At 41.7% G+C, this 25,099-nt stretch carries 28 protein-coding genes; 24 read left to right on the top strand and 4 right to left on the bottom strand.

The window, feature by feature from the left end:
* Nucleotides 1-149: 149 nt before the first annotated feature.
* The 6 genes from rpmH (at nucleotide 150) to V7K40_RS10290 (ending at nucleotide 3,873) form a co-directional block, all read left to right on the top strand.
* Nucleotides 150-284: a 50S ribosomal protein L34 gene (gene rpmH / locus V7K40_RS10315; protein WP_094327629.1), complete on the top strand. Its 135-nt coding sequence runs from the start codon at nucleotides 150-152 to the stop codon at nucleotides 282-284.
* A 25-nt stretch (nucleotides 285-309) separates the two neighbouring features.
* The gene (gene rnpA, locus V7K40_RS10310; protein WP_334959137.1) at nucleotides 310-732 is read left to right on the top strand and encodes a ribonuclease P protein component; all 423 of its coding nucleotides are present in this window, start codon (nucleotides 310-312) and stop codon (nucleotides 730-732) included.
* The gene (locus tag V7K40_RS10305) at nucleotides 719-1,111 is read left to right on the top strand and encodes a PH domain-containing protein (RefSeq protein ID WP_273766163.1); all 393 of its coding nucleotides are present in this window, start codon (nucleotides 719-721) and stop codon (nucleotides 1,109-1,111) included. The genes rnpA and V7K40_RS10305 overlap by 14 nt, the downstream gene beginning before the upstream one ends.
* 358 nt (nucleotides 1,112-1,469) lie before the next feature.
* The gene (gene yidC, locus V7K40_RS10300; RefSeq protein ID WP_334959135.1) at nucleotides 1,470-2,621 is read left to right on the top strand and encodes a membrane protein insertase YidC; all 1,152 of its coding nucleotides are present in this window, start codon (nucleotides 1,470-1,472) and stop codon (nucleotides 2,619-2,621) included.
* The gene (locus V7K40_RS10295; protein ID WP_334959133.1) at nucleotides 2,618-3,145 is read left to right on the top strand and encodes a R3H domain-containing nucleic acid-binding protein; all 528 of its coding nucleotides are present in this window, start codon (nucleotides 2,618-2,620) and stop codon (nucleotides 3,143-3,145) included. Before yidC ends, V7K40_RS10295 begins: the two co-directional genes overlap by 4 nt.
* 209 nt (nucleotides 3,146-3,354) lie before the next feature.
* A complete protein-coding gene (locus V7K40_RS10290; RefSeq protein WP_334959131.1) occupies nucleotides 3,355-3,873 on the top strand; it encodes a DUF177 domain-containing protein in 519 nt (172 codons plus the stop codon).
* 92 nt (nucleotides 3,874-3,965) lie between these two features.
* Here the strand turns inward: V7K40_RS10290 and V7K40_RS10285 are convergent, their stop codons facing one another.
* Nucleotides 3,966-5,087: an HNH endonuclease gene (locus tag V7K40_RS10285; RefSeq protein WP_334959129.1), complete on the bottom strand. Its 1,122-nt coding sequence runs from the start codon at nucleotides 5,085-5,087 to the stop codon at nucleotides 3,966-3,968.
* A gap of 328 nt (nucleotides 5,088-5,415) precedes the next feature.
* Here V7K40_RS10285 and V7K40_RS10280 point away from each other — a divergent pair, with 328 nt between their 5' ends.
* Both V7K40_RS10280 and V7K40_RS10275 read left to right on the top strand, forming a co-directional pair.
* A complete protein-coding gene (locus tag V7K40_RS10280) occupies nucleotides 5,416-6,927 on the top strand; it encodes an AAA family ATPase (protein ID WP_334959127.1) in 1,512 nt (503 codons plus the stop codon).
* 258 nt (nucleotides 6,928-7,185) lie between these two features.
* The gene (locus tag V7K40_RS10275; protein WP_334959125.1) at nucleotides 7,186-7,695 is read left to right on the top strand and encodes an SH3 domain-containing protein; all 510 of its coding nucleotides are present in this window, start codon (nucleotides 7,186-7,188) and stop codon (nucleotides 7,693-7,695) included.
* A gap of 76 nt (nucleotides 7,696-7,771) precedes the next feature.
* Here V7K40_RS10275 and V7K40_RS10270 read toward each other — a convergent pair whose 3' ends face one another.
* The gene (locus V7K40_RS10270) at nucleotides 7,772-9,538 is read right to left on the bottom strand and encodes an MHYT domain-containing protein (protein ID WP_334959124.1); all 1,767 of its coding nucleotides are present in this window, start codon (nucleotides 9,536-9,538) and stop codon (nucleotides 7,772-7,774) included.
* A gap of 267 nt (nucleotides 9,539-9,805) precedes the next feature.
* Between V7K40_RS10270 and V7K40_RS10265 the strand changes: the two genes are divergently transcribed.
* Nucleotides 9,806-11,281 carry a peptidoglycan-binding protein gene (locus V7K40_RS10265; RefSeq protein ID WP_334959122.1) on the top strand — a complete coding sequence of 492 codons (1,476 nt, stop codon included), beginning with the start codon at nucleotides 9,806-9,808 and terminating at the stop codon, nucleotides 11,279-11,281.
* On the opposite strand, the gene V7K40_RS10260 is transcribed toward V7K40_RS10265, so the two are convergent.
* The gene (locus tag V7K40_RS10260) at nucleotides 11,278-14,304 is read right to left on the bottom strand and encodes an SMC family ATPase (RefSeq protein ID WP_334959120.1); all 3,027 of its coding nucleotides are present in this window, start codon (nucleotides 14,302-14,304) and stop codon (nucleotides 11,278-11,280) included. The two genes, V7K40_RS10265 and V7K40_RS10260, sit on opposite strands and share 4 nt — an antisense overlap.
* A 411-nt stretch (nucleotides 14,305-14,715) precedes the next feature.
* On the opposite strand from V7K40_RS10260, the gene V7K40_RS10255 reads away from it, so the two are divergent.
* The 7 genes from V7K40_RS10255 (at nucleotide 14,716) to V7K40_RS10225 (ending at nucleotide 18,433) form a co-directional block, all read left to right on the top strand.
* Nucleotides 14,716-15,096, top strand: a complete 381-nt coding sequence (locus V7K40_RS10255; protein WP_334959118.1) for a hypothetical protein — start codon at nucleotides 14,716-14,718, stop codon at nucleotides 15,094-15,096.
* An 85-nt stretch (nucleotides 15,097-15,181) separates the two neighbouring features.
* Nucleotides 15,182-16,456: a tetratricopeptide repeat protein gene (locus tag V7K40_RS10250; protein WP_334959116.1), complete on the top strand. Its 1,275-nt coding sequence runs from the start codon at nucleotides 15,182-15,184 to the stop codon at nucleotides 16,454-16,456.
* The gene (locus V7K40_RS10245) at nucleotides 16,428-16,730 is read left to right on the top strand and encodes a tetratricopeptide repeat protein (RefSeq protein WP_334959114.1); all 303 of its coding nucleotides are present in this window, start codon (nucleotides 16,428-16,430) and stop codon (nucleotides 16,728-16,730) included. The genes V7K40_RS10250 and V7K40_RS10245 overlap by 29 nt, the downstream gene beginning before the upstream one ends.
* Nucleotides 16,731-17,054: 324 nt before the next feature.
* Entirely contained in the window at nucleotides 17,055-17,303 is a 249-nt protein-coding gene (locus tag V7K40_RS10240; RefSeq protein ID WP_334959112.1) for a hypothetical protein, read from the top strand.
* A 71-nt stretch (nucleotides 17,304-17,374) separates the two neighbouring features.
* Complete coding sequence (locus V7K40_RS10235) at nucleotides 17,375-17,695, top strand: DUF433 domain-containing protein (protein WP_334959110.1); 321 nt, start codon at nucleotides 17,375-17,377, stop codon at nucleotides 17,693-17,695.
* Entirely contained in the window at nucleotides 17,692-18,039 is a 348-nt protein-coding gene (locus V7K40_RS10230) for a DUF5615 family PIN-like protein (protein WP_334959108.1), read from the top strand. Before V7K40_RS10235 ends, V7K40_RS10230 begins: the two co-directional genes overlap by 4 nt.
* Before the next feature lie 19 nt (nucleotides 18,040-18,058).
* Nucleotides 18,059-18,433, top strand: coding sequence for a DUF4288 domain-containing protein (locus tag V7K40_RS10225; RefSeq protein WP_334959106.1), 375 nt, complete (start codon nucleotides 18,059-18,061; stop codon nucleotides 18,431-18,433).
* Here V7K40_RS10225 and V7K40_RS10220 read toward each other — a convergent pair.
* Entirely contained in the window at nucleotides 18,428-18,565 is a 138-nt protein-coding gene (locus V7K40_RS10220) for a hypothetical protein (protein WP_334959104.1), read from the bottom strand. The genes V7K40_RS10225 and V7K40_RS10220 overlap by 6 nt on opposite strands.
* Before the next feature lie 103 nt (nucleotides 18,566-18,668).
* Between V7K40_RS10220 and bchM the strand changes: the two genes are divergently transcribed.
* From bchM to egtD, 8 genes are all read left to right on the top strand, one after another.
* The gene (gene bchM / locus V7K40_RS10215; protein WP_334959102.1) at nucleotides 18,669-19,355 is read left to right on the top strand and encodes a magnesium protoporphyrin IX methyltransferase; all 687 of its coding nucleotides are present in this window, start codon (nucleotides 18,669-18,671) and stop codon (nucleotides 19,353-19,355) included.
* Between the two features lie 519 nt (nucleotides 19,356-19,874).
* The gene (locus V7K40_RS10210; protein ID WP_334959100.1) at nucleotides 19,875-20,354 is read left to right on the top strand and encodes a hypothetical protein; all 480 of its coding nucleotides are present in this window, start codon (nucleotides 19,875-19,877) and stop codon (nucleotides 20,352-20,354) included.
* A 50-nt stretch (nucleotides 20,355-20,404) separates the two neighbouring features.
* The gene (locus V7K40_RS10205; protein ID WP_334959098.1) at nucleotides 20,405-20,785 is read left to right on the top strand and encodes a DUF423 domain-containing protein; all 381 of its coding nucleotides are present in this window, start codon (nucleotides 20,405-20,407) and stop codon (nucleotides 20,783-20,785) included.
* Nucleotides 20,786-21,449: 664 nt separating this feature from the next.
* Nucleotides 21,450-22,238 carry an ergothioneine biosynthesis protein EgtC gene (gene egtC / locus V7K40_RS10200; RefSeq protein WP_334959096.1) on the top strand — a complete coding sequence of 263 codons (789 nt, stop codon included), beginning with the start codon at nucleotides 21,450-21,452 and terminating at the stop codon, nucleotides 22,236-22,238.
* A 449-nt stretch (nucleotides 22,239-22,687) separates the two neighbouring features.
* Nucleotides 22,688-22,897: a hypothetical protein gene (locus V7K40_RS10195; protein ID WP_334959094.1), complete on the top strand. Its 210-nt coding sequence runs from the start codon at nucleotides 22,688-22,690 to the stop codon at nucleotides 22,895-22,897.
* 82 nt (nucleotides 22,898-22,979) lie between these two features.
* Entirely contained in the window at nucleotides 22,980-23,300 is a 321-nt protein-coding gene (locus tag V7K40_RS10190; RefSeq protein ID WP_334959093.1) for a hypothetical protein, read from the top strand.
* A 154-nt stretch (nucleotides 23,301-23,454) separates the two neighbouring features.
* Nucleotides 23,455-23,643: a hypothetical protein gene (locus tag V7K40_RS10185; RefSeq protein WP_334959091.1), complete on the top strand. Its 189-nt coding sequence runs from the start codon at nucleotides 23,455-23,457 to the stop codon at nucleotides 23,641-23,643.
* A gap of 323 nt (nucleotides 23,644-23,966) precedes the next feature.
* On the top strand, nucleotides 23,967-25,001 hold the full coding sequence (gene egtD / locus V7K40_RS10180) for an L-histidine N(alpha)-methyltransferase (protein ID WP_334959089.1): 1,035 nt from the start codon (nucleotides 23,967-23,969) through the stop codon (nucleotides 24,999-25,001).
* Nucleotides 25,002-25,099 lie beyond the last annotated feature (98 nt).

The raw sequence follows: 25,099 nt of genomic DNA, 5'->3' as shown, positions 1-25,099 counted from the left end.
GCTCGATAGCGAAGAGGAGAGGGAGTCCAAGAGCGTCTCACTCGCTATCGTCAATCCAAAATTGAATTGCCTAATCCCCAATTCCCTAATAAAGTGATACAATTAGAGATTGTGAGTTTTTAAAAAAAATCACCTAAGAGGAGAACAGTATGAAAAGGACACTAGGCGGTACTAGCCGTAAGAGAAAAAGAACCTCTGGTTTTCGCGCCAGAATGCGGACACCAGATGGCAGAAACGTGATTAGCGCCAGGAGAAGAAAGGGACGTCACCGTCTGAGCGTTTAGGCCATATTCAGCTAAAAGAGCATCTGTGGCTTTGCCCAAAGCAAATCGGCTAAAATCTCGCAAGGATTTCCAGGCAGTTTTCCGGGAAGGAATTCGGCGTCATGGTTCTTATTTAACATTGAGAGCCTTAAAGCCGTTGTGTTTAACAAAACCTTCTTTGGCCACTGCTACTCAGACTACACAAGCAACTGACTCAGCACATCTTGCCAGCACGCGAATTGGCATTTCCATTAGCACAAAAGTCAGCAAAAGGGCAGTGGTTCGCAACCGAATCAAACGGCAAATTACTGCTGCTTTGCACAACTTGCTGCCCAAATTATCACCAGGATGGCGGCTAGTGCTCATTGTCAAACCCACAGCAGCAGAATCTAAGTGCGTAAGCCCACAATTTCTGCAAGAATTAGAGCAGTTGTTGGCACAAGCCGAGGTGTTCGATGGGAATTCGTGAAGATGTTTATTATGAAGGTGGACCCCATATTGGGGATTTGATTATCAACCTGCTGATAGGGTTAACTGTCGTTGGCATACCATTAACAGTTGGGGCAATTGTCAGGGCATTGTGGCTGCGTTTCCGCATCACCGATCGCCGAATTACCGTGACGGGAGGTTGGCAGGGGCGCGATCGCACTGACATAATTTACTCAGAAATTGTCAAAGTTGTCACAATCCCCCGTGGCATTGGCTTATGGGGAGATATGGTGCTAACTCTAAGAAATGGGAGTCGTCTAGAATTGCGTGCAATTCCCAAATTTCGGGAAGTCTATGACTATATTAATGAAAGAATAGCTGCGAAAAATCCCGAATATAGCAGCACTGCCAATAAGTGATGGGATTAGGGGAAGCAGGGGAGGCAGTGGGTTGCGCGGGTTCCTCGGTTGTAGCAACTGCCGGGAAGTAGAAAAAAATGAGAGAGAAGAATCATACACCATGCCCCATGACGCCACTTGCTCCACTTGGGCAGACCCCAGACGCTCGTTCGCCTTTGGCGTCTCCCCTTCTCCCATTCGTGAGAGGCTAACGCCTGCCGTAGGATGCCCAAAGGGCTGTAGGGAGAAGACCGCAGTGGCTCCCCCATGCCTCATTTAAATGTGCGGCTATCCGTAGTCAAGGATAGTCGCCGATAAATGATCATTTAGATAAATTAGATTCAGTCAGTTTACAGTACCTCAGGTTGAATTCAGAATAATGGATTTTGGTATCGGCTTTCTCTCGAACAACGTGATGCTGCCAATCATAGATTTTTTCTATGGTATTGTGCCTAGCTACGGATTAGCGATCGTTGCTTTGACATTGATAGTCCGCTTCGCGCTCTATCCCCTGAGTGCTGGCTCAATTCGCAACATGCGGAAAATGCGGATTGTACAACCTCTGATGCAGAAGCGGATGGCAGCAATCAAAGAGCGGTATAAGGATGAACCGCAAAAGCAGCAGGAGGAAATGGTCAATGTCCAAAAAGAATTTGGCAACCCCTTAGCAGGCTGTTTTCCATTACTAGTGCAAATGCCGGTCTTATTAGCGCTGTTTGCCACTTTGCGGGGTTCGCCTTTTGCAAGTGCGAACTACAGCGTTAACTTGCAAATCTTTCCCGCAGAACAAATCGAACAAATTCAACCGCAAGCCTTTGCCACTGCTGCTCAAAATATTTACGTTGCAGATGGGGAACACGTTAAAGTAGCTGCAATCCTTCCCAGTGGTAACAAACTAACGGTAGGAGAACAAACTAAGATCCAATATCAGACTATTCAGGGCAAACCATTTCAGGTAGTCTTAGCAGAACATCCAGAAAATAAGCTGATTCCTGATTGGAAAGTCACCAAAGGTGAAGATCGGATAAAAATTGATACCCAGGGCAATGTAGAAGCCTTGCAGCCCGGAGAGGTCACCATTCAAGGAACAATTCCTGGACTAGCAGCAGAAAAAGGCTTTTTATTCATTGATGCTTTAGGCAGGGTTGGTGCAACTGATCCAGATGGTACAATCCACTGGGATATTGTCGCCATGATCGTCTTCTTTGGAATCAGCCTTTATGTTAGCCAAATGCTTTCTGGGCAAAATTCCAGCGGTGGCAATCCGCAGCAGGATACAGTTAACAAAATCACCCCAGTTATCTTTTCTGGGATGTTTTTGTTCTTTCCCCTACCAGCTGGGGTGCTGATGTATATGGTGATTGGTAATATTTTCCAAACCGCACAAACTTATCTTCTTTCCCGCGAACCTCTATCAGAAGAACTGCAAAAAATCGTAGAAACTCAAGAGAAGGAAGCAGCAGTCAGCGAACAAAAGGCATTGCCATTTGAACCGAAAAGTTCTAAGAAAAAGGCGACAGGGGGATCATGAGCAACATTCCGATGCAGCGGGGTCAGCAGTGGTTAAAAACCCTGCTGGAACTCACTGGAATACCTGCACAGATTCAGGGTCATTTAGAAACTACCCAATCTCTTGACGACAATTTCCCAGAACCAGATAACTACTGGTTGACAATTGATCGAACTAATTTGACGACAGAACAAATCCAGGTATTAATTGGTGCCGATGGTTCTGTATTAGATGCGATTCAGTATCTAGCAAATTCGGTTCTTAATTTAAGCCAACCCCAAGAGGAACAAGCCTCTTACACCATTGAGTTGAATGGCTACCGGGTCAAAAGAGAAGCGGAAATTCGCGCATTAGCAGAAGCAGCAGCCGATGAAGTGCGCTTTTCTGGTAGAGAAGTGGAAATTAAATCCCTTAGTTCTGCTGAAAGGCGTCAAATCCATACCTTCTTGAAGGAATTTGGAGATTTGGAAACCTTCAGTCGCGGTAAAGAGCCGCATCGTCATCTGGTTGTCCGTCCAGCTTCGTTGGAAGAAGTTAGGGGTTAGAAGTTGTTCAATTTTAGATTTTAAATTTTGGATTTTGGATTGAAGGGAAAATCTAAAATCCGAAATTGGCAGAGTTAGGAGTTAATTGAAAGCTCATAACTATATAATTTCAAGATTTCTCTTGTTCCTAAAAGCTAAAATAAAGATGTAGCATCAGTATAATTGCTGATAATCACCATTAATTTTCGTGAGGATGTCTCACAAATCCTATGGACGCAATTTATATTCCGCAGCTAACTAGAGCATCGGAGCGGACAGAGGAAGTTCAGGTTCAGGAATTTCTGCCTGGTCTGGAAACGTTGACACCAGTTCGCGGTCATTTGCGCGTGCAACATCATGGCAATTACCTGGAAGTGTCCGGTCAGGCAGAAACAATTATTACTTGTACCTGCAATCGCTGTTTGCAGCAATACAATCGACGTTTAAGGCTTGACACGAAAGAAATTATCTGGTTAGACGAAACTGCAAATCAGCCAAATGACTTGCCCTTAGAGCGGGAAGTGATTATGGAAGATTTGCTTGAAACCCTACCACCCGATGGTTATTTTTATCCCAATGAATGGTTGTATGAGCAGATGTGTTTGGCAATACCCCAGCGCCAGTTATGCGATCGCAATTGTCCAGGTATTCCTGTAAGTAGTACTGTTGATAGTTCTGATATTCCTGAAACTCTAGTCGATAACCGTTGGGCTTCTCTGGAAGCACTGAAAAAACAACTTCCGGGATAGATATTTAATGCGCCGTTTGCTGTATTACGGCGCAATTAATTATCTCTTTGTAAGTATAAATTGCCTAGAGTACCTAACACGCCCTATAAACTCTACTCCTGATTAAAAAATCCGTTCTTGTGTAGCAAAGCAGCAATTTTATCAGTACATTCTATAGCTAATTCTGATGCCATTTCTTTAGTAAAAACTGTATCTTGTGGAATATCTTTGAAGGAATTTTCTATAGCATTTTCAACTTTTTTGCTGAAGCTCTCATAAATTTGCTTATTATTTATAGTTTTAAATAGGCATCTCAAAGAACTCTGAATTTGCTGCAAGTTATTCTCTCGAAGTGTTACGGTTTTCAAAACTTCATCTCTAGAGAGATTAATCTCACTAACTTTATCCATAATTTTTTGACCTATAACATCAAAAGAATAGAATTCTTGATATTCTTTGCCTGTGTAATGATCTGATAGTAAAACTATAAATTTGAAGGTACTAAAAAGCTCGATATAAGCATATAGTATTTTCTCGCTAGGATTGCCTACAACAAATAAAGTATGTAAAACTTCTATATTTTCTGAATTGTAATTAGTAACATTTTCTGGATAATAGTGCCAAACAGTATTATTTAACTGACCATCTATTATATAAGGAATTAAGTGCGATATATGATTTCGCTCCCCTCCTTTGTAAATATAGAAACTAGTTGCCATTTTACAGATAGCTCGAAATGCTTCATCTCCTGCAAATGTGAGTTGATACTTAATAGGGCTATCAATGAATTCTTGTCGCTTGATTGCATTACTCATAACTTCCTGAACGTCAATCCAGGGGTGATTACGTTTAAGCCCATTAAGCGCCTCTCTCATCTGATTTTCATCTCTAGTAGAGACAGAAAGATAGACATTATCTCCATCGACTCTCACATCAATGTTTGGTTCTATTCGTGCTATTTTGCCGCCAGGAAGTAGAAAAACTTTTTCAGATGTGCTAATTATTTCTGCTTTGGTGTGCGGATTCTTACCTCTATCGCGCTTGATATCAAGAATTAAACCTATAGTATTTAGCTGCTTACCAAGAGCAGCATCTATGCCATCCAAGTGCGGGGCACATTTGTTACAAATCAAAGATGATGATTTGAGCCTGCCTCCTATGGAATTGAGTATTATATGTTCTTTGTAAGTATTGTCTGGACTAATTTCGCATTCACAGATGTAACATTTAGACATATATTTTGCTAAATTCTTAAAATAGTCAATATTTATAAATTTTAGCGAAACTAGTCTGAATTTGCCGACGAAAAACAATGTTTACATCCAGATTTTAATAATTTTCTAGCAATAGTCTGTAAAAAAGTGAACAAATGGAATAGTTTTAAGCACCTGATTATCCTGACAGGTGATTCAACTATACTCACCACAAAAGAGCGATCGCTCACCTTTAAAAAATATCTCACATAGAGCGATCCCGCCGTAAACTGGTAGATGTTGGTTTTTTAGTTGTTAGAGGTGATACAAACCTGAACAATGAGAGAAGAACTAATAACCACAGCTAGATATGAACTTCCGTGACGAGTTTAAACTGCTGCTACGCGCCCGCTACCCCTTAATTTATATTCCCACTTATGAAGAAGAGCGGGTAGAAGCAGCTATCCGGGAAGAAGCAAGCAACCAGGGTAATCGCCCAGTGTACACTTGGGATTTTGTCGATGGCTACCAGGGAAACCCCAATGATGTCGGGTTTGGGCGACGTAACCCCCTGCAAGCTTTGGAATTTATCGAAAAATTACCAGCCTCTGCGCCAGCAGTTTTGATTTTACGAGACTATCATCGCTTTTTAGATGATGTAGCGATCGCCCGCAAACTCCGCAATCTGTCCAGACTCCTGAAGTCGCAACCAAAAAACATTGTCCTACTGTCGCCGCGCGTCGCCATTCCTGACGATTTAACCGAAGTGCTGACAGTCGTCGAGTTTCCCTTACCCGCCGCTCCAGAAATTAAAACTGAGGTGGAACGCTTACTGCAAAATACTAGGAACTCCCTTTCTGGCAAAGTTCTAGATGACTTGGTACGCTCTTGTCAAGGACTTTCAATGGAACGGATTCGCCGGGTTTTGGCAAAAGCGATCGCTACCCACGGTGAATTGCAATCAGAAGACGTGGATCTAGTTTTGGAAGAAAAGCGCCAAACTATCCGTCAAACCCAAATCCTGGACTTCTACCCCGCCACTGAGCAAATTTCTGATATTGGCGGACTGGATAACTTGAAAGACTGGCTGATCCGCCGGGGAGGTTCATTTACTGATCGAGCGCGACAGTACGGATTACCGCACCCCCGTGGTTTAATGTTGGTGGGTATTCAGGGAACTGGTAAATCGTTAACGGCAAAAGCGATCGCTCATCACTGGCATTTACCCTTGCTACGTCTGGATGTGGGAAGGTTATTTGGTGGTTTGGTAGGTGAATCAGAATCTCGGACTCGGCAAATGATCCAAGTAGCTGAAGCCCTAGCTCCCTGTATTTTGTGGATTGATGAAATAGATAAAGCCTTTGCCGGACTTGGTAGCAAAGGTGATGCAGGAACAGCCAGCCGTGTGTTTGGCACTTTTATCACCTGGCTAGCCGAAAAAACCTCACCCGTTTTTGTTGTCGCCACCGCCAACGATATCCAAGCTTTACCGCCGGAAATGCTCCGTAAGGGGCGATTTGATGAAATTTTCTTTGTGGGATTGCCCACCCAAGAAGAGAGAAAAGCAATTTATGATGTTCATTTATCCCGATTGCGCCCCCATAACTTAAAAAGTTATGACATCGACAGGCTAGCATACGAAACGCCCGATTTTTCTGGGGCAGAGATTGAGCAAACTTTAATTGAAGCGATGCATATCGGATTTAGCCAAAATCGCGACTTTGCTACTGACGACATTTTAGAAGCAGCCAGTCAGATCATACCCTTGGCGCGAACTGCCGTAGAGCAAATTCAGCAACTCCAAGAATGGGCTGCTGCTGGGAGAGCGCGTTTAGCATCTAAACACAGTCCTTTGAGCGAACGCCTCCGGCGCACTACGTGAACGCATTCAGCAGTAGCTACAATAATGAGTTAGTCAAAAGATCATAGTCAATAGTTAATGATCAATTATTATGGACTATTGATTCTTGTATGGATAGGTTACATTGCTTCTCTACTCGTAACCCTTGAAAGCCAGTTCAACGCCATTCCCCTCAATGGAGCAAACCTCCCCACAGGGGTGGCTCCTCAACGGGGGAAATACGCACATGGCTGGCTTCTCTTGAACGGCACTTGACTTTTAATAATCAGGGTTTTAACTATGTTGTCTAGCGTAACAAAATTTCTACTTGGGTTTTTCTTAGCGATCGCTGTGCTAGTAGGTGGCGGTGTTGCAATTGCATTATATTTCGTGAATCGCACCGGCGTTCCCCCTGCCAAACCCGTTTTTTCTAATGATAGCCCCTCGGTGAAAGTCCAAGCTCCAAAAGCAACTGAGCCTAGAGGAGGTAAATCCAGCCTTAAACCTGGAAATCAGGCTCAATCGTCTCCAACCTCAACTTCCACTCCCACAGAATCATCAAAGGCTACCCCGTCACCAAAACCATTGCCATCGGGAGCTTACCGAGGGCGTGTTAGTTGGGCTGAAGGCTTGAGTTTGCGATCGCAACCAAATCAAGAAGCTGAAAAGATTGGTGGGGTTACTTTTAATCAAAAAATTATTGTTTTGTCAGAAAGCGAGGACAAATCCTGGCAAAAGATCCGTTTGGAAGGTAGCGAACAAGAAGGTTGGGTAAAAGCAGGTAATACTGAAAAAGTTGATCAACAATAGCTCAAAAAATCAAAGCAACTAGAATAACCACAACATTTATCACAAACAGGAAAACAAGACTAAAAATAAGATGTATCTACTCAATACCTTCATCTGGAATTAGTTTAGATTGCTTTCCCAAAAAACAGGAAGTATGTATCAATGTATCAATTGGAAGCTCAATTTGAAAAGTAGTTCCTTGCCCCTTGGCAGAAATACAGTTGAGCCTACCACCATGTGTTTGAACGACAATCTGAAAGCTAATTGATAATCCTAATCCAGTTCCTTGTCCAACTGGTTTAGTTGTGAAAAAGGGATCATAGATTTTATTTTGCACGTCTTCACTAATGCCAGATCCATTGTCGAAAATTTGAATGTTGACCCAACCGACTTGATTAATAGTTGTTTTAATCCGAATTAAAGGTGTAAAACTGGACTTTGATTTTAAGCTATTCAGCTTTTCTTCTAACACATCAATAGCATTTGAAATAATGTTGAAAAATACTTGGTTTAACTGTCCTGGATAGCAATTTACTAAGGGTAAATTACCATATTCTTTAATTACAATAATTTCTGGGCGATTGTTCGGCGGATAACTAATACGGTTCTGAAGAATGAGCAGTGTAGAATTAAGCCCTTCGTGGATGTCCACAGCTTTCAATTGTGCCTCGTCTAAACGAGAGAAGTTACGCAGGGATTCCACAATATGCTTAATACGTTCTGCTCCGGCTTGCATTGAGTTGAGTAGTTTAGGTAAATCTTCTAGCAAGAATGGGAAATCAATAGACTCTAATTTTGCTTGAATTGCAAGCTCTGGTTCCGGATAATGTTGCTGATAAGTGTTGATTAATTCTAAAAGTTGTCGTAGATAAATTTCCGTATGAAACAGGTTTCCATAAATGAAGTTAGCAGGATTGTTAATCTCATGAGCAACTCCCGCAACTATTTGTCCCAAAGACGACATTTTTTCTGCTTGAAGAAATTGCAATTGAGCTTTCTGAAGTGCCAACATCGCTGTCTCTAATTCTTCAGACCGAGACTCAGCTAGAGCAGCCAGCGCTTCTTGGTTTTGTAAGGCTTGTTTGAGACGTTCTTCGTTTTCTTTAAGATCAGCTGTTTTGACTAGTTGAACACTCAATTGTTCATTGAAAAAAGATGTGATCAGCGTCCATCCTAGAAGGAGTAATGTGAATAAGCCAATAATCGCAGCCATCCAATAGGTTGCAGCGCTATCAACTGCTGAAAAATCGACCAATTCGACGACTGAAAAATGGGTAGCCATCATGCCTGTGTAGTGCATTGAGGGAATGGCAGCACCCATGAGAATTGCACTGCAAATCCTCAAAATGCGTCCTGTTACTGTACTATTAGCTCTGAGGTTAAACCCCAGCCAGAGAGCAACCAGTGAGATGAGAATGGCGATCGCAATTGAGAGTGCAACCACATTTAAGTCATAAGACATTTTGGCTGGTAAACGAATCGCAGCCATACCGATGTAGTGCATTGCACTAATCCCTATGCCCATCAGGAGGCTACCACTCAACAACCGCAAAATACCAAATTCTGGCTGGCTAACTAAGTACAGGGCTAATCCAGAGGCGAAAATTGCAGGTAGCACCGAAATCAAAACTGTTAACCAGTCATAGCTAATCGGAATCGGCAGACTGAACGCCAGCATAGCAATAAAATGCATTGCCCAAATGCCGATTCCCATAGCGATCGCTCCCCCTAGCAGCCACGACCACTTTGACTGCGATTTAGCGTCTGTGACTCTTATAGCTAGATCAAGTGTGGTGTAAGCCGTAAATGTGGCAATGACAATGGAAAATAAGACTAAGCGAATATCGTAGATCCCGTGGAGCATTAGGTTGAATATTATCCGCAATTCAATGGAAGACTAGACCCACTATTTGTCTGCGTTCCTCATGCTCTAAACCCAAATGGGTATAGCAAAAATTTTGTCAGGCAAATAGAAAACAAGCCTCCAAAGCTTTACATTGCTTATTATTCCCTCTACAGAAGCTTGTGTATCAGATCAGCGTGCGGGAATTTTTGTAAAGAATCATACTAAAAAAAATCTAATACAGAGAAAGTGGTATAATCCGGTGTAGCCGTAACTTGAAAAAAGCAAGTGAAAACAGGGGTAGATAGCTATTTAACCAAGCTTGCCTCAGTCTATGAGGCATCCGAAAGCGTCAACGTTGTTCCTACCGTAGCTAATTTTAAATTTTTGAATTGGAAAAATTTATCTAGCGGTGCGGTAATACGTCTTTTCTCTGTGGCACTGATTATGGGGCTTTTGAGTATAGCCGGGCAAGCTTTAGCACTTCAGAAAATAGGAAGTAATCGGCCTGAAGTTACCAATAGCCAGAGGTGTTTAAAAAAGTTAGGCTACTTTAACGGCCCGGTAACAGGTAAATTTGCTGGCTTGACTCAGAATGCTGTGATCAAATTCCAGCAAGCCAATAGAATACCTGCTGATGGAGTTGTGGGTACTAATACTCAACGAGCCTTGCAACGAGCATGTCAGAGTAGAACTTCTAGTAGGAATACCAGTGGCACATTGCCCTCGCCAAGTGGTCAATATCCTGTTCTCTCTCAAGGCAAAACTGGTGCAGCCGTGACAAGGTTGCAACAGCGTCTACGACAATTAGGCTATTTGAATGCTAATCCCAATGGGAATTTTGGTCCAATGACCAGAGATGCTGTAATTAGATTCCAACGAAATTATCGCATAGCTGCTAACGGGATTGTAAATCGACAAACTTGGAACGCACTACTGGGTTACTCTTCGACTCCAGCCAGATCAAGTCTCTCTACTCAACAAGTGAGAGAACTACAAGTGCGTTTGCGGCAGCTAGGTTATTTTAAGACTAATCCCACTGGGAATATTGGCCCAATTACTAGAAAAGCTGTCATTCAATACCAGCGAAATTATCGCCTACCTGTTAATGGCATTGCCAATGCCCAAGTCTTGGAGTCAGTGCGTAGAACCTCGACAAGTGGATATACTACTCAACAACCAGGCAGAAATTATCTGACTCTAGGCGATCAAGGAGATAATGTCAGATTAGTTCAAGAGCGTTTGTTGCAGCTGGGTTTCTCTAATACCAATTCTGATGGCATTTTCAACGATTACACCAGACAATCTGTGATTGCATTCCAACAATCTTCTCGACTTAATTCTACTGGAAATGTAGATTGGCAAACTTGGCAAGCATTAGGGTTGAATAACTCAACTGTGGGCAATTCTGCTGAGAGTAATGGTTATGTATTAGCTGAGACTAATGGCTATGCATTACCTCCTACTAATGATTATGTAGTACCTGGGACTAATCGCTATGCATTACCTCCTACTAATGGCTACGTAGTACCTGAGACTAATGGCAACACATTAGTTACTAATAATCCTTACAGAGTAATAGTACCAATTTCCAATAATGATACTCTGAGTAAAGTACAACAGTATATACCCAATGCTGTCAAGGAGCAATCCAATCTAGGAGATTACGTGAATGCTGGGGCATTTAGCGATCGCGCACAAGCAGAAACGCTATCAAAAAAGCTCCGCTTTTATGGTCTGGATGCACGGGTAAAATTCAATTAAATTGACAAACTCAACTGCGAACCTTCCTGGGTTTTATTAACTTCAATCCTAGCTTGAAAAGCTTCTTTGAGGTGGGGCATATGGGTAACAGTGAGGATACAGGCAAAATCAGAGGCGATCGCATTAATCGCTGCAATCAAGCGATCGCATCCTTCAGCATCCTGTGTACCAAAGCCTTCATCCACAATCAACAATTGCAACGCCGCCCCCGCCCGTTGCGCTAATAATTTCGCCAAAGCCAAACGGATGGCAAAGTTAATTCTAAAGGCTTCCCCACCAGAGTAAGTTTCATAAGCTCGTGTTCCTCTAGAATCGGCGATTAAGATATCCAAAGTATCTATCAGCTTGGCATTTTTCTTTGTTGATTTAGCACTGCGCCCAGCTTTTTGAGTAATAAATTGTACATGGAACTGATTCCCACTCAGCCGCGAAAGTAGTTGATTTGTTTCAGCTTCCAGTTGCGGCAACACATTCTCAATCATCAGTGTTTGGATGCCATTTTTACCAAAAGCTTGCGCTAATTCCTGATAAACACGATATTCCTGCTTGCAAGATTGTAGTTGCTGCTGCTGTTGTTCGTACTGAATTTGCAGCGTTTCCAGTTGATGCGCCAACTGCTCTAAACGCCCCAACTTGGCTATTTGCTCATCAAGTTGCCGTCTGCGTATTGCTAACTGCTGCTCTAGAACTGGAATTTGGGCAGATGGGTTAGCTGTTGCTTGTAGTTGCTGGATAATGCTTTCAATTTGTCCGCCGAGTTTTTGCCGCTCCGTTACTCTGGCGCTTCTGGATTCTTCTAACTCTTGCAATCTCGTCTGAAGTTGGGGATACTGCTGCTGGGCTGATAGCAGTTGTTGATAGCGCAAATGCCAAGATTGAGCTTGGCGTACAGCCATACGCAGATTATTGTGCTGCTCGGAACTATAGCCAATTTCGGTAATGTGACGCTCAAGAGCCGCGATTTGTTTAGCACATTCAGAATCAGTCTGATCCTGCTGGATTCTGACTTCTAATTGAGCAATTGTGGCTTGCAGTTCTGGTTTTCGGGCTAATAGTTGCACTTGTCGCTTAGTTGCATCTTTAATCTGCCCTTGTTTGATTTCTGCCCATCGCCACCGCTCAACTTCACTCCGAGCGAGGGCATGGTCTTGTTCATTATAATTAACTTGTTGCAGATATTGGTCTAGCTGCCGAAGTTCGGCTTGTTTATCGGGAGCGTAATCACCAGCTTGGAGCGATCGCTCTAAATGCTGTTTTTCGCCAGTAATTTGTTGTAACTGTTGTTGGACATCAGTTGTAGCTTCCAACTGTGCTGCCAACTGTCCCCGTTGTTCACGTAAACCATCGTAACTCGCCAATTGTTGGGAAATTTCGCGATATTCTTGCCTCAGTACCTGAATTTCTCTGTCAGATACAGCCATTTGTTCCCGGACTACCCAAAACTGCCCTTGAGTATCCTCTATCTCTGTCTGGGTTTTTTCCACCACCCGACTCCAGTGATGTTCATTCAGGGGACGCTCACATAATGGACAAAGAGCTTCAGGGTTTTGGAGCATTTGCAATTTCTGCTCTAATTCTCCCAGGAGTTTTTCATAATCCCGTTGATGAGCTTGCAGGCGTTCGATAAAGTGCCGCCTTTCTTGCCCTTTTTCTTGAACTCGTTGCAGATAAACCCGCTTTTTTTCTAATTCCTCAATCTGGATTGCTACATCCATCACCGCTTGTTGCAGTTGCGGTTGGCGTCGCTGCTGGCGTTGCAATTGATTCTCAGTACTTTGCAGTTGTTCGAGTCGCGCTACTAAACCAGCATGGGTGCGATCAAGTTGGCTTTGTAAAGTTGCTCGTTGTTGCAACAAGGGAGTCACTTGCATTTGCAGTTGATCCAAGCGAGCAACATGGTGACGTGCTGCGGCGAGTTGTGACAAAGCAGCTTCTACTTCACCTGATTTAGTGAGAGTTTGCTGAATTTCTCGCTCTTGTTGTTGTAAAGCTTCGATTTGGGCTTGGGCTTGTTGCAGTTGCCGTTCGATTTCGTGAATTTGTTTGGTAAGCTGTTGTTGCTTTTGTTGGCGAGTCTGCCCAGCGCGGGTGTATTCTTCAAATTTGGTAGCAAAGGCTTCTTCTTGAGATTGGAGACTTTGATATTGGGCGTATCCAGCTTTAATCTCAGCTTCTTGGTGTAATATTTTTTCTAAATCTGATAGCTGAGAACCAATAGCTGATTGTTCTTGTTGGAGGCGATCGCAATCTTGGGTAAGATTTTGGTATTGCTGCTTTACAAAACTGAGTTGTTGTTCCCAATTTTGGCGCTGGTGCTGGACAACTTGCAAACTTTGTAATTGAATATTATCAAAAGCTTGTACCTGTTGCAGTTGATTGAGTTCGGCTTCTAACTCCACTCTTTGCGCTTCGGTTGTTTCGCGTTGTTGCAGTTGAATTTTTATCGACTCCAAAGAACGCTCTAACTCTACTGCCTGTGCTTTGAACTGACGAGAAGATTCTTTTGCCCGTTCTTCCAAATCATCGTACTGATTGAGTTTCAACAACTCCGCTAAAATTTCTTTGCGTTCCGTGGGGCGCTTGAGCATGAACTCATCTGCACGACCTTGACGTAAGTAGGCAGAATTAATAAAAGTATCGTAATCGAGCTTGATGTGTTCTAAAATCAAATCTTGGGTTGCTCTTACCCCTTTGCCAGTCAGTGAGCGAAACCCAGATGGTATTTCAATTTGAAATTCAAGAACGCTAGTACCTCCCCGAATTCGGGTACGAATCACCCGATATTTTTGCTGGTTGCTTTTGAAAGTAAAATCAACTCGAACTTCTTTTGCGCCAGAATAGATCACATCATCTTCGGTAGTGGCGCGGCTTTCACCCCAAATTGCCCAAGTGATTGCTTCCAAAAGTGAAGATTTACCCGCACCATTGGAACCCGAAATACAAGCCGTATGCAAACCGCCAAAATCTAAAGTTGCATCACGGTAACTAAGAAAGTTTTTGAGGATAAGTTGTACTGGGATCATTCACGCTATAGCGCCACATCTACTTTTAATAAATAACAGTACAGATGCACTGTTTGTTAGTTTAGCTATCTGGTTATCAGGTTTCTAGTCTTGAAGACATCAATTTTACAAAATTTAACAATAGGATGAGCAAATTTCTCTTGTTGCATGAAAAACTTTTGCTGTCTTTGGAGAAAAATAAAACTTATGTGGAGGTTTGTTGTTATTTCTGCCTCTTATCTAAGAGAAAAACATTCATAGAAGAGTGGCAATACTGCGTAGGTTTTGCCTAAAGAATCACTTTGGTGTATGTTGGGTTGAAGAACGAAACCCAACAAACCATACAAAATGTTGGGTAACGCATTGCCTCAACCCAACCTACAATATCAGGCGATGGCGTAGCCCAGAGCAGGCATCGGACTTTTGATCTCAATGTCTGAGCCGTCCCCCCAAAGCATCGGGGCGACTACAGGGGGGTTAAAACGATCTCAAATTCTCACGAATGATTTAGGACTGCTATATAAGCAACAGATACCTCGAAATCATGTTGAAGTACTTGAAAGTCGGGTTGAGGTACTCCAAAGTCATGTTGAGGTACTTGAAAATCGTGTTGAGGTACTTGAAAGTCGTGTTGATGTACTTGAAAGTCGTGTTGAGGTACTTGAAAATCGTATTGAAGTACTTGAAAGTCGTGTTGATGTACTTGAAAATCGTGTTGAAGTACTTGAAAATCGTATTGAAGTACTCCAAAATCGTGTTGAGGTACTCCGAAGTCGTGTTGGAGTACTTCAAACTTTGTCGCACCGCGATTAAGTACACAGGTGTATAGGCGTAGCCCGCACTTCTCTACGAGACGCTGCGCGTAGCTTGCTTCCACGAAGTGGTACGACAAAGCTTAGTGACCACCGTAGGCATCGCTTTCATAAATCTCCACAAACAAAATGATCACTTGACTTTTAAAACAGTTGCTACAAATCTTCAAAACTACTGGTATCAAGTAGGAAATTATGACTCGGCATTTGATGTATTAAACGCTTGCAATAATTTTTTAACCTTGCGGGGTTATTATGCAGACCAAGTAGAATTATATGGGCAGTTGGTAAGTAAATGGAAAGAAATTGGCGCTAGAGAAAATTGGAATTATTGCGCTGCTCTCACTTCATTAGGCAATGCTTACTTATACCAGGGACAGTACCAACGGGCGATTGAGTTTTACCAGCAGTCTTTATATATAGCTACCGAAATAGGCGATCGCAATTCTGAAGGCAAATCCTTAGCTAATTTGGGTAATGCTTACTTATCCCAGGGGCAGTATGAACGGGCGATTGAGTTCTTGCAGCAGTCTTTATATATAGCTACCGAAATAGGCGATCGCAATTCTGAAGGCTTATCCTTAATGAATTTGGGTCTTGCTTACAATTATTTGGGGCAGTATGAACGGGCGATTGAGTTCTTGCAGCAGTCTTTATATATAGCTACCGAAATTAGCGATCGCAATTTTGAAGGCAAATCCTTAATGAATTTGGGTAATGCTTACTTATCTCTGGGGCAGTACCAATGGGCAATAGAGTTCTACCAGCAGTCTTTGGAAATAGCTACAGAGATAGGCGATCGCAATTCTGAAGGTAAATCCTTAAATAATTTGGGCAATGCTTACAACTCCCTGGGACAGTACCAACGGGGGATTGAGTTCTTGCAGCAGTCTTTGGAAATATCTAGGGAGATAGGTGATCGCAATGGCAAAGGTAATTCCTTAATCGGTTTGGGCAACGTTTACTACTCTCTGGGACAGTACCAACGGGGGATTGAGTTCCACCAGCAGTCTTTGGAAATATCTAGGGAGATAGGCGATCGCAATGGCGAAGGTATTTCCTTAGGCAATTTGGGCAACGTTTACTACTCCCTGGGACAGTACCAACGGGGGATTGAGTTCCACCAGCAGTCTTTGGAAATATCTAGGGAGATAGGCGATCGCAATGGCGAAGGTGCTTCCTTAATCGGTTTGGGCAACGTTTACTACTCTCTGGGACAGTACCAACGGGCGATTGAGTTGTTGCAGGAGTCTTTGGAAATCACAAGGGACAGACATAGGCGATCGCAATGGCGAAGGTATTTCCTTGGGCAATTTGGGCAGTGCTTACAACTTGCTGGGACAGTACCAACGGGCGATTGACTTCTACCAGCAGTCTTTGGAAATCACAAGGGACATAGGCGATCGCAATGGCGAAGGTAATTCCTTGGGCAATTTGGGCAGTGCTTACAAGTCCCTAGGACAGTACCAACAAGCGATTGAGTTCTACCAGCAGTCTTTGGAAATCAAAAGGCAGATAGGTGATCGCAATGGCGAAGGTAATTCCTTAATCGGTTTGGGCAATGCTTATTATCAGTGTGGCAGGATTCAAGAAGGATTTGTAGCTTCTTATCAAGCCCAGCAGATTTTCCAATAACTTGAGCTTCCTTTTGAAGCGATGCCTTATCCTCAGTGGCTAAAATCATTAATAAAGTTGGCTCAACGTGGGCGTTTACAGTTAATTTTGTGTTTTATTTTCGGTTTGATAGCCTTTCCTTTTGCCTTGGTATGGCTGATTCTGCTGCTTTTGTGGCGTTTAATACGTGCCCAGTTTATAAAATGAACACTGAGGTTTTCTCACCGTGGGTTTTGGGCGTGGTTGCGTCGGTTGTGACGTTGGGTACGCAGTTGGTTTCGGCGGTAAAATAAGGTGTAGGAATAGTGATGAACATAAATTTAAGACAGGATAATATTTGACACTATGTTACAAAATACCTATCAACTCCCCTTGACATTTGAACAAATTCTTACTCTAATTAAACAACTTTCTGATTCAGAAAAATTGTTACTTAGCAAAGAGCTAGAAAAAGAAACTTTGAATAAAAAGTTAACACAGTTAATAGAAATATTTCAAACCGATAAATTATCTCTAGAGGAAATTACAGAGGAAGTAGAATTAGTCAGTTCTCAAATTTATGCAAGAAAACAAAATAATCAAGATAATCATTGATACTAATCTTTGGATTAGCTTTCTAATTGGTAAGTAATTCAAACAACTACAAAACCTTTAACGTAAAAATTATGACTCAAACACAAACCACTGAATATAAACATATTCTAGTTAATGAAAGCAATGTTCCTTTCATTAAAGGAACATCAATGAAAGTTGTAGAATTAATTACTTCCATTCATGCTTATGGTTGGAGTCCAGAAGAATTACATTTTCAATATCCACATTTGAGCATGAGCCAGATTTATTCTGCTTTAGCTTATTATTGGCAACATAAAGAAGAAGTTGATGCTGATATGCAGCAACGTTTTGAGTATGCGGAAAGATTACGTTTAGAAACAGGAGAATCTCCATTAGCAAAAAGACTCCGTGCAGAAGGATTAATTAAATGAGCGTTGCTCTTTATATTGATGAGAATGTGCATCGAGGAATTACAGATGGATTACGAATTCGGGGTGTAGATGTATTAACAGTACAAGAAGATGGGCGGACTAGCTTTCCTGATCCTCTTATACTTGACCGTGTGACAGAACTTGAGCGTGTTTTGTTTTCCCAAGATGACGATTTTCTAGCTGAAGCTAACCATCGTCAAGACAAACAAATAAATTTTGCTGGTGTTATTTATGCTCATAAACTCAGAGTTACTGTTGGCGATTGTGTTCGTAATTTAGAAATTATTGCTAAAACTGCCTATCTTGAAGAATTAAGTAATCGTGTTCAATACTTACCTTTGTAAGACTCGTGGGGAACATGAGATGGAAACTAAAAGTGTAGATAAAGCAAAATCATTCTACATTGCTATAATTCTCTACAAATCATCTTCAGATGCACCTAGTTATCAATCCTTGTACCAAGAAAGCTTTGTTTTGATTAAAGCTACTTCTTTAGAGGAAGCAAAAGTAAAGGCTTTGAATCATGGTAAAAATGAAAGTGTCAGCTATACAAATGAGAATGGAGAAACTATTACTTGGTCTTTGCAGCAAGTAGTAGACGTAAATTCAGTTCTGTATGATGACTTTGATTCATCTGAAGATATTGTTAATTTATATGCTCGACATTTTCGGAACTATAAGGCTTACCAATCATTTGAGCCATTATTATCTAAAGAGCAATTTGGAGAAGAGTTATAAAACCATGCGATCGCTCTTGTCTATTCCCATCAATGATACACTCATCACCTGACCCAACAGCGATCGCAATTGATCAATGCGGCGGGAAACTGAAAATAGGGTGTCTGATGCTAAAGAAAAAACTTGCTCCAAGCCCATAGCCGCAAACTATATCTGGAAAAATCTGCAAGAGCGCTCCTGTGGGTTCCCATCAATGATAATTTTAAACATTGGGAACCCTTAAAAATCAAAGTTTATGAACGCAGCCGACGAGAAAATAATTGTTCGCGACTATTTCAATTCCACAGGTTTTGACCGTTGGAGGCGAATCTACGGCGATGGCGAAGTCAACAAAATCCAATTAGATATCCGCAATGGACATCAGCAAACCGTGGATACAGTTCTCAACTGGCTGAAGGCTGATAACAATTTACCAGATTTATCAATTTGCGATGCTGGGTGTGGTGTCGGCAGTCTCAGCATCCCCCTAGCGGTAGATGGTGCGAAAGTCTATGCCACCGATATTTCGGAAAAAATGGTAGAAGAAGGTAAGCATAGAGCCAAGCAAATCTTGTCAAATGCTGAAAATCCCACTTTTGCCGTGCAGGATTTGGAATCGTTGAGTGGTAGTTACCATACTGTTATTTGCTTGGATGTTCTTATCCACTACCCCCAAGAAAAAGCTGATGAGATGATTTCTCACCTCTGTTCTTTAGCACAGTCGCGGATAATTCTCAGTTTTGCGCCGAAGACCTTCGCTTTGAGTATACTCAAGAAAATTGGCAGTTTCTTTCCCGGGCCAAGTAAAGCGACTCGTGCATATTTGCATCGTGAGGCTGATGTGGTAAGAATTTTGGAAAGTAATGGCTTTTCTTTGCAACGAAAGGCGATGACGAAGACTCGCTTCTATTTTTCTCGCCTACTTGAAGCTACACGTAAATGAAGTTAAAATCGCAGCAAGATGAATCCTATACCTTTGCTGCGATTTGACAATCTCAAAGTTTAACACTGGTAGGTATTGCACTTGACATCCAGTTCTGCTTTTTATCTTGGCGTAGGCGTAGCCCGCACAACTCTTGGAGACGCTGCGCGTAGCTTGCTTCCACGAAGTGGTACGACAAGCTTAGTGACCATCAAAGACATCGCTCTAATTGGGAGGATGAATAACTATCATCGCGATCACACAGCCTTATTTATGTAATAGCAGCAAAAATAATACTATATTTTTGACATTTAATGCTTGCGTAAACCTTCGCTTACTACGACTGTGACAGTTGAAGGTACGGAGTGTGGGATAAAAACTAGGAGAACCGAACCGTAAGCGCCTGGATGCTATCGAGAAAACGCTGAATAACACAGAAGAAGTGCTTACAAAACTATTGTCAGGAGTACATTGATATACTAGAACCTTTGCGAAGGTCAAGTTAAAATCGCTAGCAAAGTTAAAATCTAAAGTGGAACTATGAAAACTGCTGAAAAATTGGCTGCTGGTTGGCTACTAACACTTGGATTTATGTTTTTAACGCTATCAGCAACAGCGACATTGAAAAAATTTGCTGCACGTGAGGTGTACATACCAGTGCAAAATGGGGATACTTTTACCGCACCAAATGCTACTTATGAAGATGATAATACTGCTGTAGGTGGTCTAATTTTTGGTGTGCCTAGCTTAACATTGGGGGGATGGTTAGCATTGGGATTGTATCGTCAAAGCCGACAGGAGAAGAAGGTGCTTAATCAACAAGTTAACGATCGCTTGCAATCTATTTTTTATGAAATGCTACAAGAAAATCATGGACGCGTAACTGTTTTAGGCTTTGCAATGCAGTCACAACTACCCCCAGCCAACGCCAGACAATATTTAGATGAAAAAGCTAAAGAATTCAATGCAAACTTTAAGGTGAACGAAGAAGGGGCTATATCATATCATTTTGATGTCTAATTGATATCTAATGGTTCGTTAAATTCCACACCAACTTACGGCTAGGTCTAATGACGCAGATTTTTTTGAGCATAGCTGCCATTTTAGGCGGTTTGTCAGTTGCTGCTGGTGCTTTTGCTTCCCATGCTTTACGGGAGAAAATTAGTGAGCGATCGCTAGAAATTTTTGAGACTGGCGCTCGTTACCAAATGTATCATGCTCTAGCACTTTTTCTAGTAGCAATACTAATTAGTCGTACTGAGTCTCCCCAACCCACTCTCATTGCTAGTGGATGGCTGTTTATGATTGGCATTGCTATTTTCTCAGGTAGCTTGTACGCCCTTAGCTTAACAGGTATTAAATCCTTAGGAGCGATCGCACCACTAGGCGGCACAGCCTTTCTTGCTGGTTGGGGTACTTTAGCTTTTGCTGCGTGGACTTTGAAGTTGTAAAAAAGTTATAAATGGGGAGTTAAAAGTTAAGAGCTTTTAACTCTAACTCCATTTATTGGAGGCTCAATTTCCTCCTTTTTACAATTTTCTCTAGTCATAACTCCATCGCCTGATTCATAATTTAATAACACCATAGATCCTTTAATGATTGAGTTTATTGTTTGGACATATTCATCACTATTATAAATAGTAAAAAATGAAATTTAAGCAGTTGGACGGAAGCAAAATGCTTCTTCAGTAATATTTTTTGAACTCTCTCTTGACTTTAATATATGCCTAATAAAACCAAAATATAAAAATGTTTTTTCATCAAACTTATAAATATTTAATTTATTACAAATTAAGTCCATTATTTGTTTTGGATCAGAGGACGCAAAAATTTATAAGTAATAATTAATAGACATATTAGTAAAGAAAATTTATGCTCCCGTTCTTTATTGTAATGATTTCTGCTAACCCAGATATTGGGTAATCAGCAATTTGCTGCTGTAACATTTCTGTTGTGACTTGAGTACATTTAAATTAGCCACAAATCTATTTGCTTGGACACCATTAATTTTTTCTTAAATTGTGTTAGCAATATTACGAACCAGTGATGATGGTGAATAAAAGCGGGTAAGGCTGTTGCCCAATAATTGTGCTAATAGAAGGTGGAAAATTCATAATGTGCCGTTTACTTGCTTACCTCGGTTCGCCTATTTCTTTAGATCATCTTCTGTATAAACCAGAACACTCGCTGATAGTCCAGAGTTATCAACCCCGCGAAATGACCTCTGGAATAATAAATGCAGATGGCTTTGGTGTGGGTTGGTATGATAGTCAAAAAGATACTGACCCTTTTATTTACAAAAATATCCTACCTATTTGGAATGATATCAACCTACCCAGTCTCAGCCGTTATGTTGAATCAAAGTGTGTACTTGCTTATGTCCGCAGTGCTACATCCGAACAAGCTCTAGATTTTGCTAATTGTCAGCCCTTTAACCATCAACAACAGCTATTTATTCACAATGGACGAATCGAAAATTTTCGGAAAACATTACACAGAAAAATCCGCAGCACTTTAACCCAAGATTTTTACGAAAAAATTAATGGCAGTACTGACTCCGAACACATTTTTGCATTGTTACTTTCACAAAGTCAAATTAACAAACATCGACCTCCAGAGTATGCTTTACGTAGTACATTAGTAACCCTCTTAGAGATGGCAAAGCGCTATCAAGTAGAAGCCTCACTCAATGTAATCTCTAGTGACGGACATAGCCTGATAGCTTCTCGTGTTGCTACCACTTCACCGCCTCCATCTCTTTACTGGATACGAGATGATCCGACTTTTCCAAAATCTGTAATTATTGCGTCCGAACCTCTATTTATAGGTAATTGGATTGCTTGCCCAGAAAATAGCATTATTAGTGTGGGAGCAGACTGTGAGATTCAAATTGAGCAAATCTAGTGTGAAAGAGACTATTTCTCAAGCCTTCGATGAATGTTACCCAAAAACTTTTGCAATATTCCAGTGTATTTAGATACCTACTTGATTGACCATTACCCTGTGACTTCTGGATAGTATCGTGCATTCATAGAGGCGGGAGGCTACCAAAATTATCGCTGGTGGTCACAGGTGCTAATGGTTACAAACGGAGTCAGTCACACAACCCTTTACTAGTACGACGATGCCTACGGTATTCACTGACTTGTACTGAGCGCAGTCGTAAAGCCTGCGGCATAGCCACGCTTAGGGCCCAGCCTCTCCAAGAGTTGTAGCCTGTCGTACCCCTGGAAGCAAGCTAGCAAGAGCGTTTCGTAGAGAAGTGTGGCAAGCTACGCAGTTGGGATAAACACTTAGTTAACCCTAGTATTCTTTGTTAGAAAAATTATCAATAGCTGGATAAGTTATCCTATGTGCTAGTTCACAGGACAGAATTTCAAAAGCGATCGCCCTCTTCAAGTAAGGCGATCGCTTTTTTCATCTCAGCCATCGCTCAATCCCTACTTGCAAAGGGACAAAGTTGGTATTGGCTGCTTCCCGTTGGCAAGCTCGATTCAACGTTTCCGTTTTTGTTGAGAATTTTCTTCAATCACAAATTAGTTTCTGAGGTAGACGCTGCCTAGATTATCCGCTAATAAAAAATTAATTATTGATATTGATTCTTAATAGTTTACAATAATATCTAACGATTTTTAGGAGTATTTTATGTCACTTGATCTGACACCGACAGATAACCTGCCGGATGAAATCGTCTATGTCCTGCTGAATAAGATTAAACAAGATGAAGAAGGACAGCGAGATGTTAGCTTTTTTGCTGAGGACTTCGAGGGTAAACAAGTTAATCGAGAAGAATTGCTCGAGTTACTCAATCGTCTTAAGGAGTCTGGATACTTCATTGGTGAGATTGAAAGCAACAAAGCCAATCCAGAATCAGGCTCATCAACCCTTCTGGCGACCTGTAAGAATGCAGAAATAACGACAGACGGTCGAGCAATGTTAAAAGCCATATATTTCAAGCCGGTGTAGCAGCTAAGGAAAGTTATTTGTTGAGGCGAGATTGGGTATAGGGGAGAGTAGGGGGAGATAAGGGAGCAAAATCCTCCTTATCTTCCTGAAGTTATGATGCGTGCGGCGGGCTGTGACGCTCGTTCGTGCCAGCCTGCTGTAGGCAAAACTCGCTTTGCGCGTCGCTATCAGTGTCGCCAGAAGCCAGCGTTCAGACTTCTCTCCTCATCCCCCTTATCTTCACCTTCACTCTTGTTATCCAAACCGTATTGATTCCTCACTTCCAGAATTTGAGAGGCGATCGCTCCTTCACGAAATGCGATCGCCCCACAACGGATATATCTTTCTTGTATTGGCTGCCTGACTAGATGTTTTAGCTGTAGGGTACTGAAGAAAGAATGTCAAATTCGTCTAAAGGGTGGTAGCGTTGTTTGGTCTGTTCAACTTCAAAAAAGACTTGCCAGAAGAAATCTTGCGAAATGGCGATGGTCATCGTTGAATTGGGCAATGATTGCAATACTTGCAATATTTTTTTATAAAGAGAATAGCTCAATCACCTGGTATCCCATTTGATTGAGGGCGTTTTAGATAATGACTTTTCCAAGAAACGCCACAAAATGCGCTCACAATGCTCTTTGGAAAGTAGACTTTTTACATAGAACCCCACATACTTTAACACGAGGATCAATGTCAATATCTAAAGCTGTTACCAGCAAGATTACTTCTCCAGAAAATATCGAAGAACGCTTGCAGATACAGCGTTTGCTAGGCGCAACTATTTTAGTTGCACCTAGTGCTGGGAGTGATGTAGTGAAGGGATTAACTCAAACACCTAAGTCTTTACCTCCCTGTTACTTTTATGATGACCGTGGTTCTGAGCTATTTGAGCAAATCTGTGATTTACCAGAATATTATCTTACACGCACAGAAACAACGATTTTACAAAAGTATGCTGGCGAAATTGCCAAAATAACTGGCGCTTGTGAATTGGTAGAACTTGGTAGTGGCAGTTCTAGCAAAACCCGCATTTTACTAGATGCCTACCAGCAGCTAGGCTATCCCCTGCACTATCTACCAATTGATGTATCTGCAGGTATTTTGGAAAGTAGCGCCAAGCAGTTATTAAGTGATTATCCTTTACTGCAAGTTCATGCACTAGCGGGAACTTATGAATTAGCCCTTGCACAACTCTTACCGACGCAATTACCCAGCAGGATGATTTGTTTTATTGGTAGCAGTTTAGGTAATCTGACAGCTGGTGAGTGTGATGTGTTCTTCTCTCAAATTACAGAAGCCCTACAAATAGGTGAGTATTTCTTGTTGGGGATAGATTTACGAAAGGCAAAACAGATTTTGGAACCAGCTTATAACGACAACCAAGGAGTGACAGCAGCATTCAACCTGAATATGCTGGAACATTTAAATCAGCGGTTTGAGGGGAATTTCGACACCACGCAGTTTGAACACTGGGCGTTTTACAATGAAAGTGAGTATCAAATAGAAATGCATTTACGCAGCCTGCGATCGCAAATTGTAGAATTACGCGCTCTTAACCTCAAGGTTAATTTTGCACTAGGTGAGACTATCCTCACCGAAATTTCGCGTAAATTTGACTTCGATACTATCAAGCAGCAACTGACTGCACAGGGTTTATTACCTATTCATGTGTGGACAGATCCAAATCAATGGTTTGGTTTACTGCTGTGTCAACTGCAAGCATAAAGCAAATCAGGGTATACCTCACATATATAGCGGTTCTCAGTTGAGTCCAATATAGACCTAATAAAAACAGCCCTAATTCTTGTAGCATTGGCTTGGAG

The sequence above is a fragment of the Nostoc sp. genome (assembly GCF_036917195.1).
GTDB lineage: Bacteria > Cyanobacteriota > Cyanobacteriia > Cyanobacteriales > Nostocaceae > Nostoc.
Note: the sequence above shows the minus strand (reverse complement) of the source record. Positions and strands in the feature narration are given on the sequence as shown.

Excerpts from the sequence above, each read along its gene's own strand:
- V7K40_RS10305 (WP_273766163.1), top strand. The coding sequence starts at position 719 with ATGGGAATTCGTGAAGATGTTTATTATGAAGGTGGACCCCATATTGGG.
- V7K40_RS10240 (WP_334959112.1), top strand. The coding sequence starts at position 17,055 with ATGTTACAAAATACCTATCAACTCCCCTTGACATTTGAACAAATTCTT.
- V7K40_RS10275 (WP_334959125.1), top strand. The coding sequence starts at position 7,186 with ATGTTGTCTAGCGTAACAAAATTTCTACTTGGGTTTTTCTTAGCGATC.
- bchM (WP_334959102.1), top strand. The coding sequence starts at position 18,669 with ATGAACGCAGCCGACGAGAAAATAATTGTTCGCGACTATTTCAATTCC.
- V7K40_RS10190 (WP_334959093.1), top strand. The coding sequence starts at position 22,980 with ATGTCACTTGATCTGACACCGACAGATAACCTGCCGGATGAAATCGTC.
- egtD (WP_334959089.1), top strand. The coding sequence starts at position 23,967 with ATGTCAATATCTAAAGCTGTTACCAGCAAGATTACTTCTCCAGAAAAT.
- V7K40_RS10230 (WP_334959108.1), top strand. The coding sequence starts at position 17,692 with ATGAGCGTTGCTCTTTATATTGATGAGAATGTGCATCGAGGAATTACA.
- V7K40_RS10260 (WP_334959120.1), bottom strand. The coding sequence starts at position 14,304 with ATGATCCCAGTACAACTTATCCTCAAAAACTTTCTTAGTTACCGTGAT.
- V7K40_RS10205 (WP_334959098.1), top strand. The coding sequence starts at position 20,405 with ATGACGCAGATTTTTTTGAGCATAGCTGCCATTTTAGGCGGTTTGTCA.
- V7K40_RS10210 (WP_334959100.1), top strand. The coding sequence starts at position 19,875 with ATGAAAACTGCTGAAAAATTGGCTGCTGGTTGGCTACTAACACTTGGA.
- V7K40_RS10225 (WP_334959106.1), top strand. The coding sequence starts at position 18,059 with ATGGAAACTAAAAGTGTAGATAAAGCAAAATCATTCTACATTGCTATA.
- V7K40_RS10255 (WP_334959118.1), top strand. The coding sequence starts at position 14,716 with ATGTCTGAGCCGTCCCCCCAAAGCATCGGGGCGACTACAGGGGGGTTA.
- V7K40_RS10295 (WP_334959133.1), top strand. The coding sequence starts at position 2,618 with ATGAGCAACATTCCGATGCAGCGGGGTCAGCAGTGGTTAAAAACCCTG.
- yidC (WP_334959135.1), top strand. The coding sequence starts at position 1,470 with ATGGATTTTGGTATCGGCTTTCTCTCGAACAACGTGATGCTGCCAATC.
- rpmH (WP_094327629.1), top strand. The coding sequence starts at position 150 with ATGAAAAGGACACTAGGCGGTACTAGCCGTAAGAGAAAAAGAACCTCT.
- V7K40_RS10280 (WP_334959127.1), top strand. The coding sequence starts at position 5,416 with ATGAACTTCCGTGACGAGTTTAAACTGCTGCTACGCGCCCGCTACCCC.
- V7K40_RS10290 (WP_334959131.1), top strand. The coding sequence starts at position 3,355 with ATGGACGCAATTTATATTCCGCAGCTAACTAGAGCATCGGAGCGGACA.
- egtC (WP_334959096.1), top strand. The coding sequence starts at position 21,450 with ATGTGCCGTTTACTTGCTTACCTCGGTTCGCCTATTTCTTTAGATCAT.
- V7K40_RS10270 (WP_334959124.1), bottom strand. The coding sequence starts at position 9,538 with ATGCTCCACGGGATCTACGATATTCGCTTAGTCTTATTTTCCATTGTC.
- V7K40_RS10285 (WP_334959129.1), bottom strand. The coding sequence starts at position 5,087 with ATGTCTAAATGTTACATCTGTGAATGCGAAATTAGTCCAGACAATACT.
- V7K40_RS10235 (WP_334959110.1), top strand. The coding sequence starts at position 17,375 with ATGACTCAAACACAAACCACTGAATATAAACATATTCTAGTTAATGAA.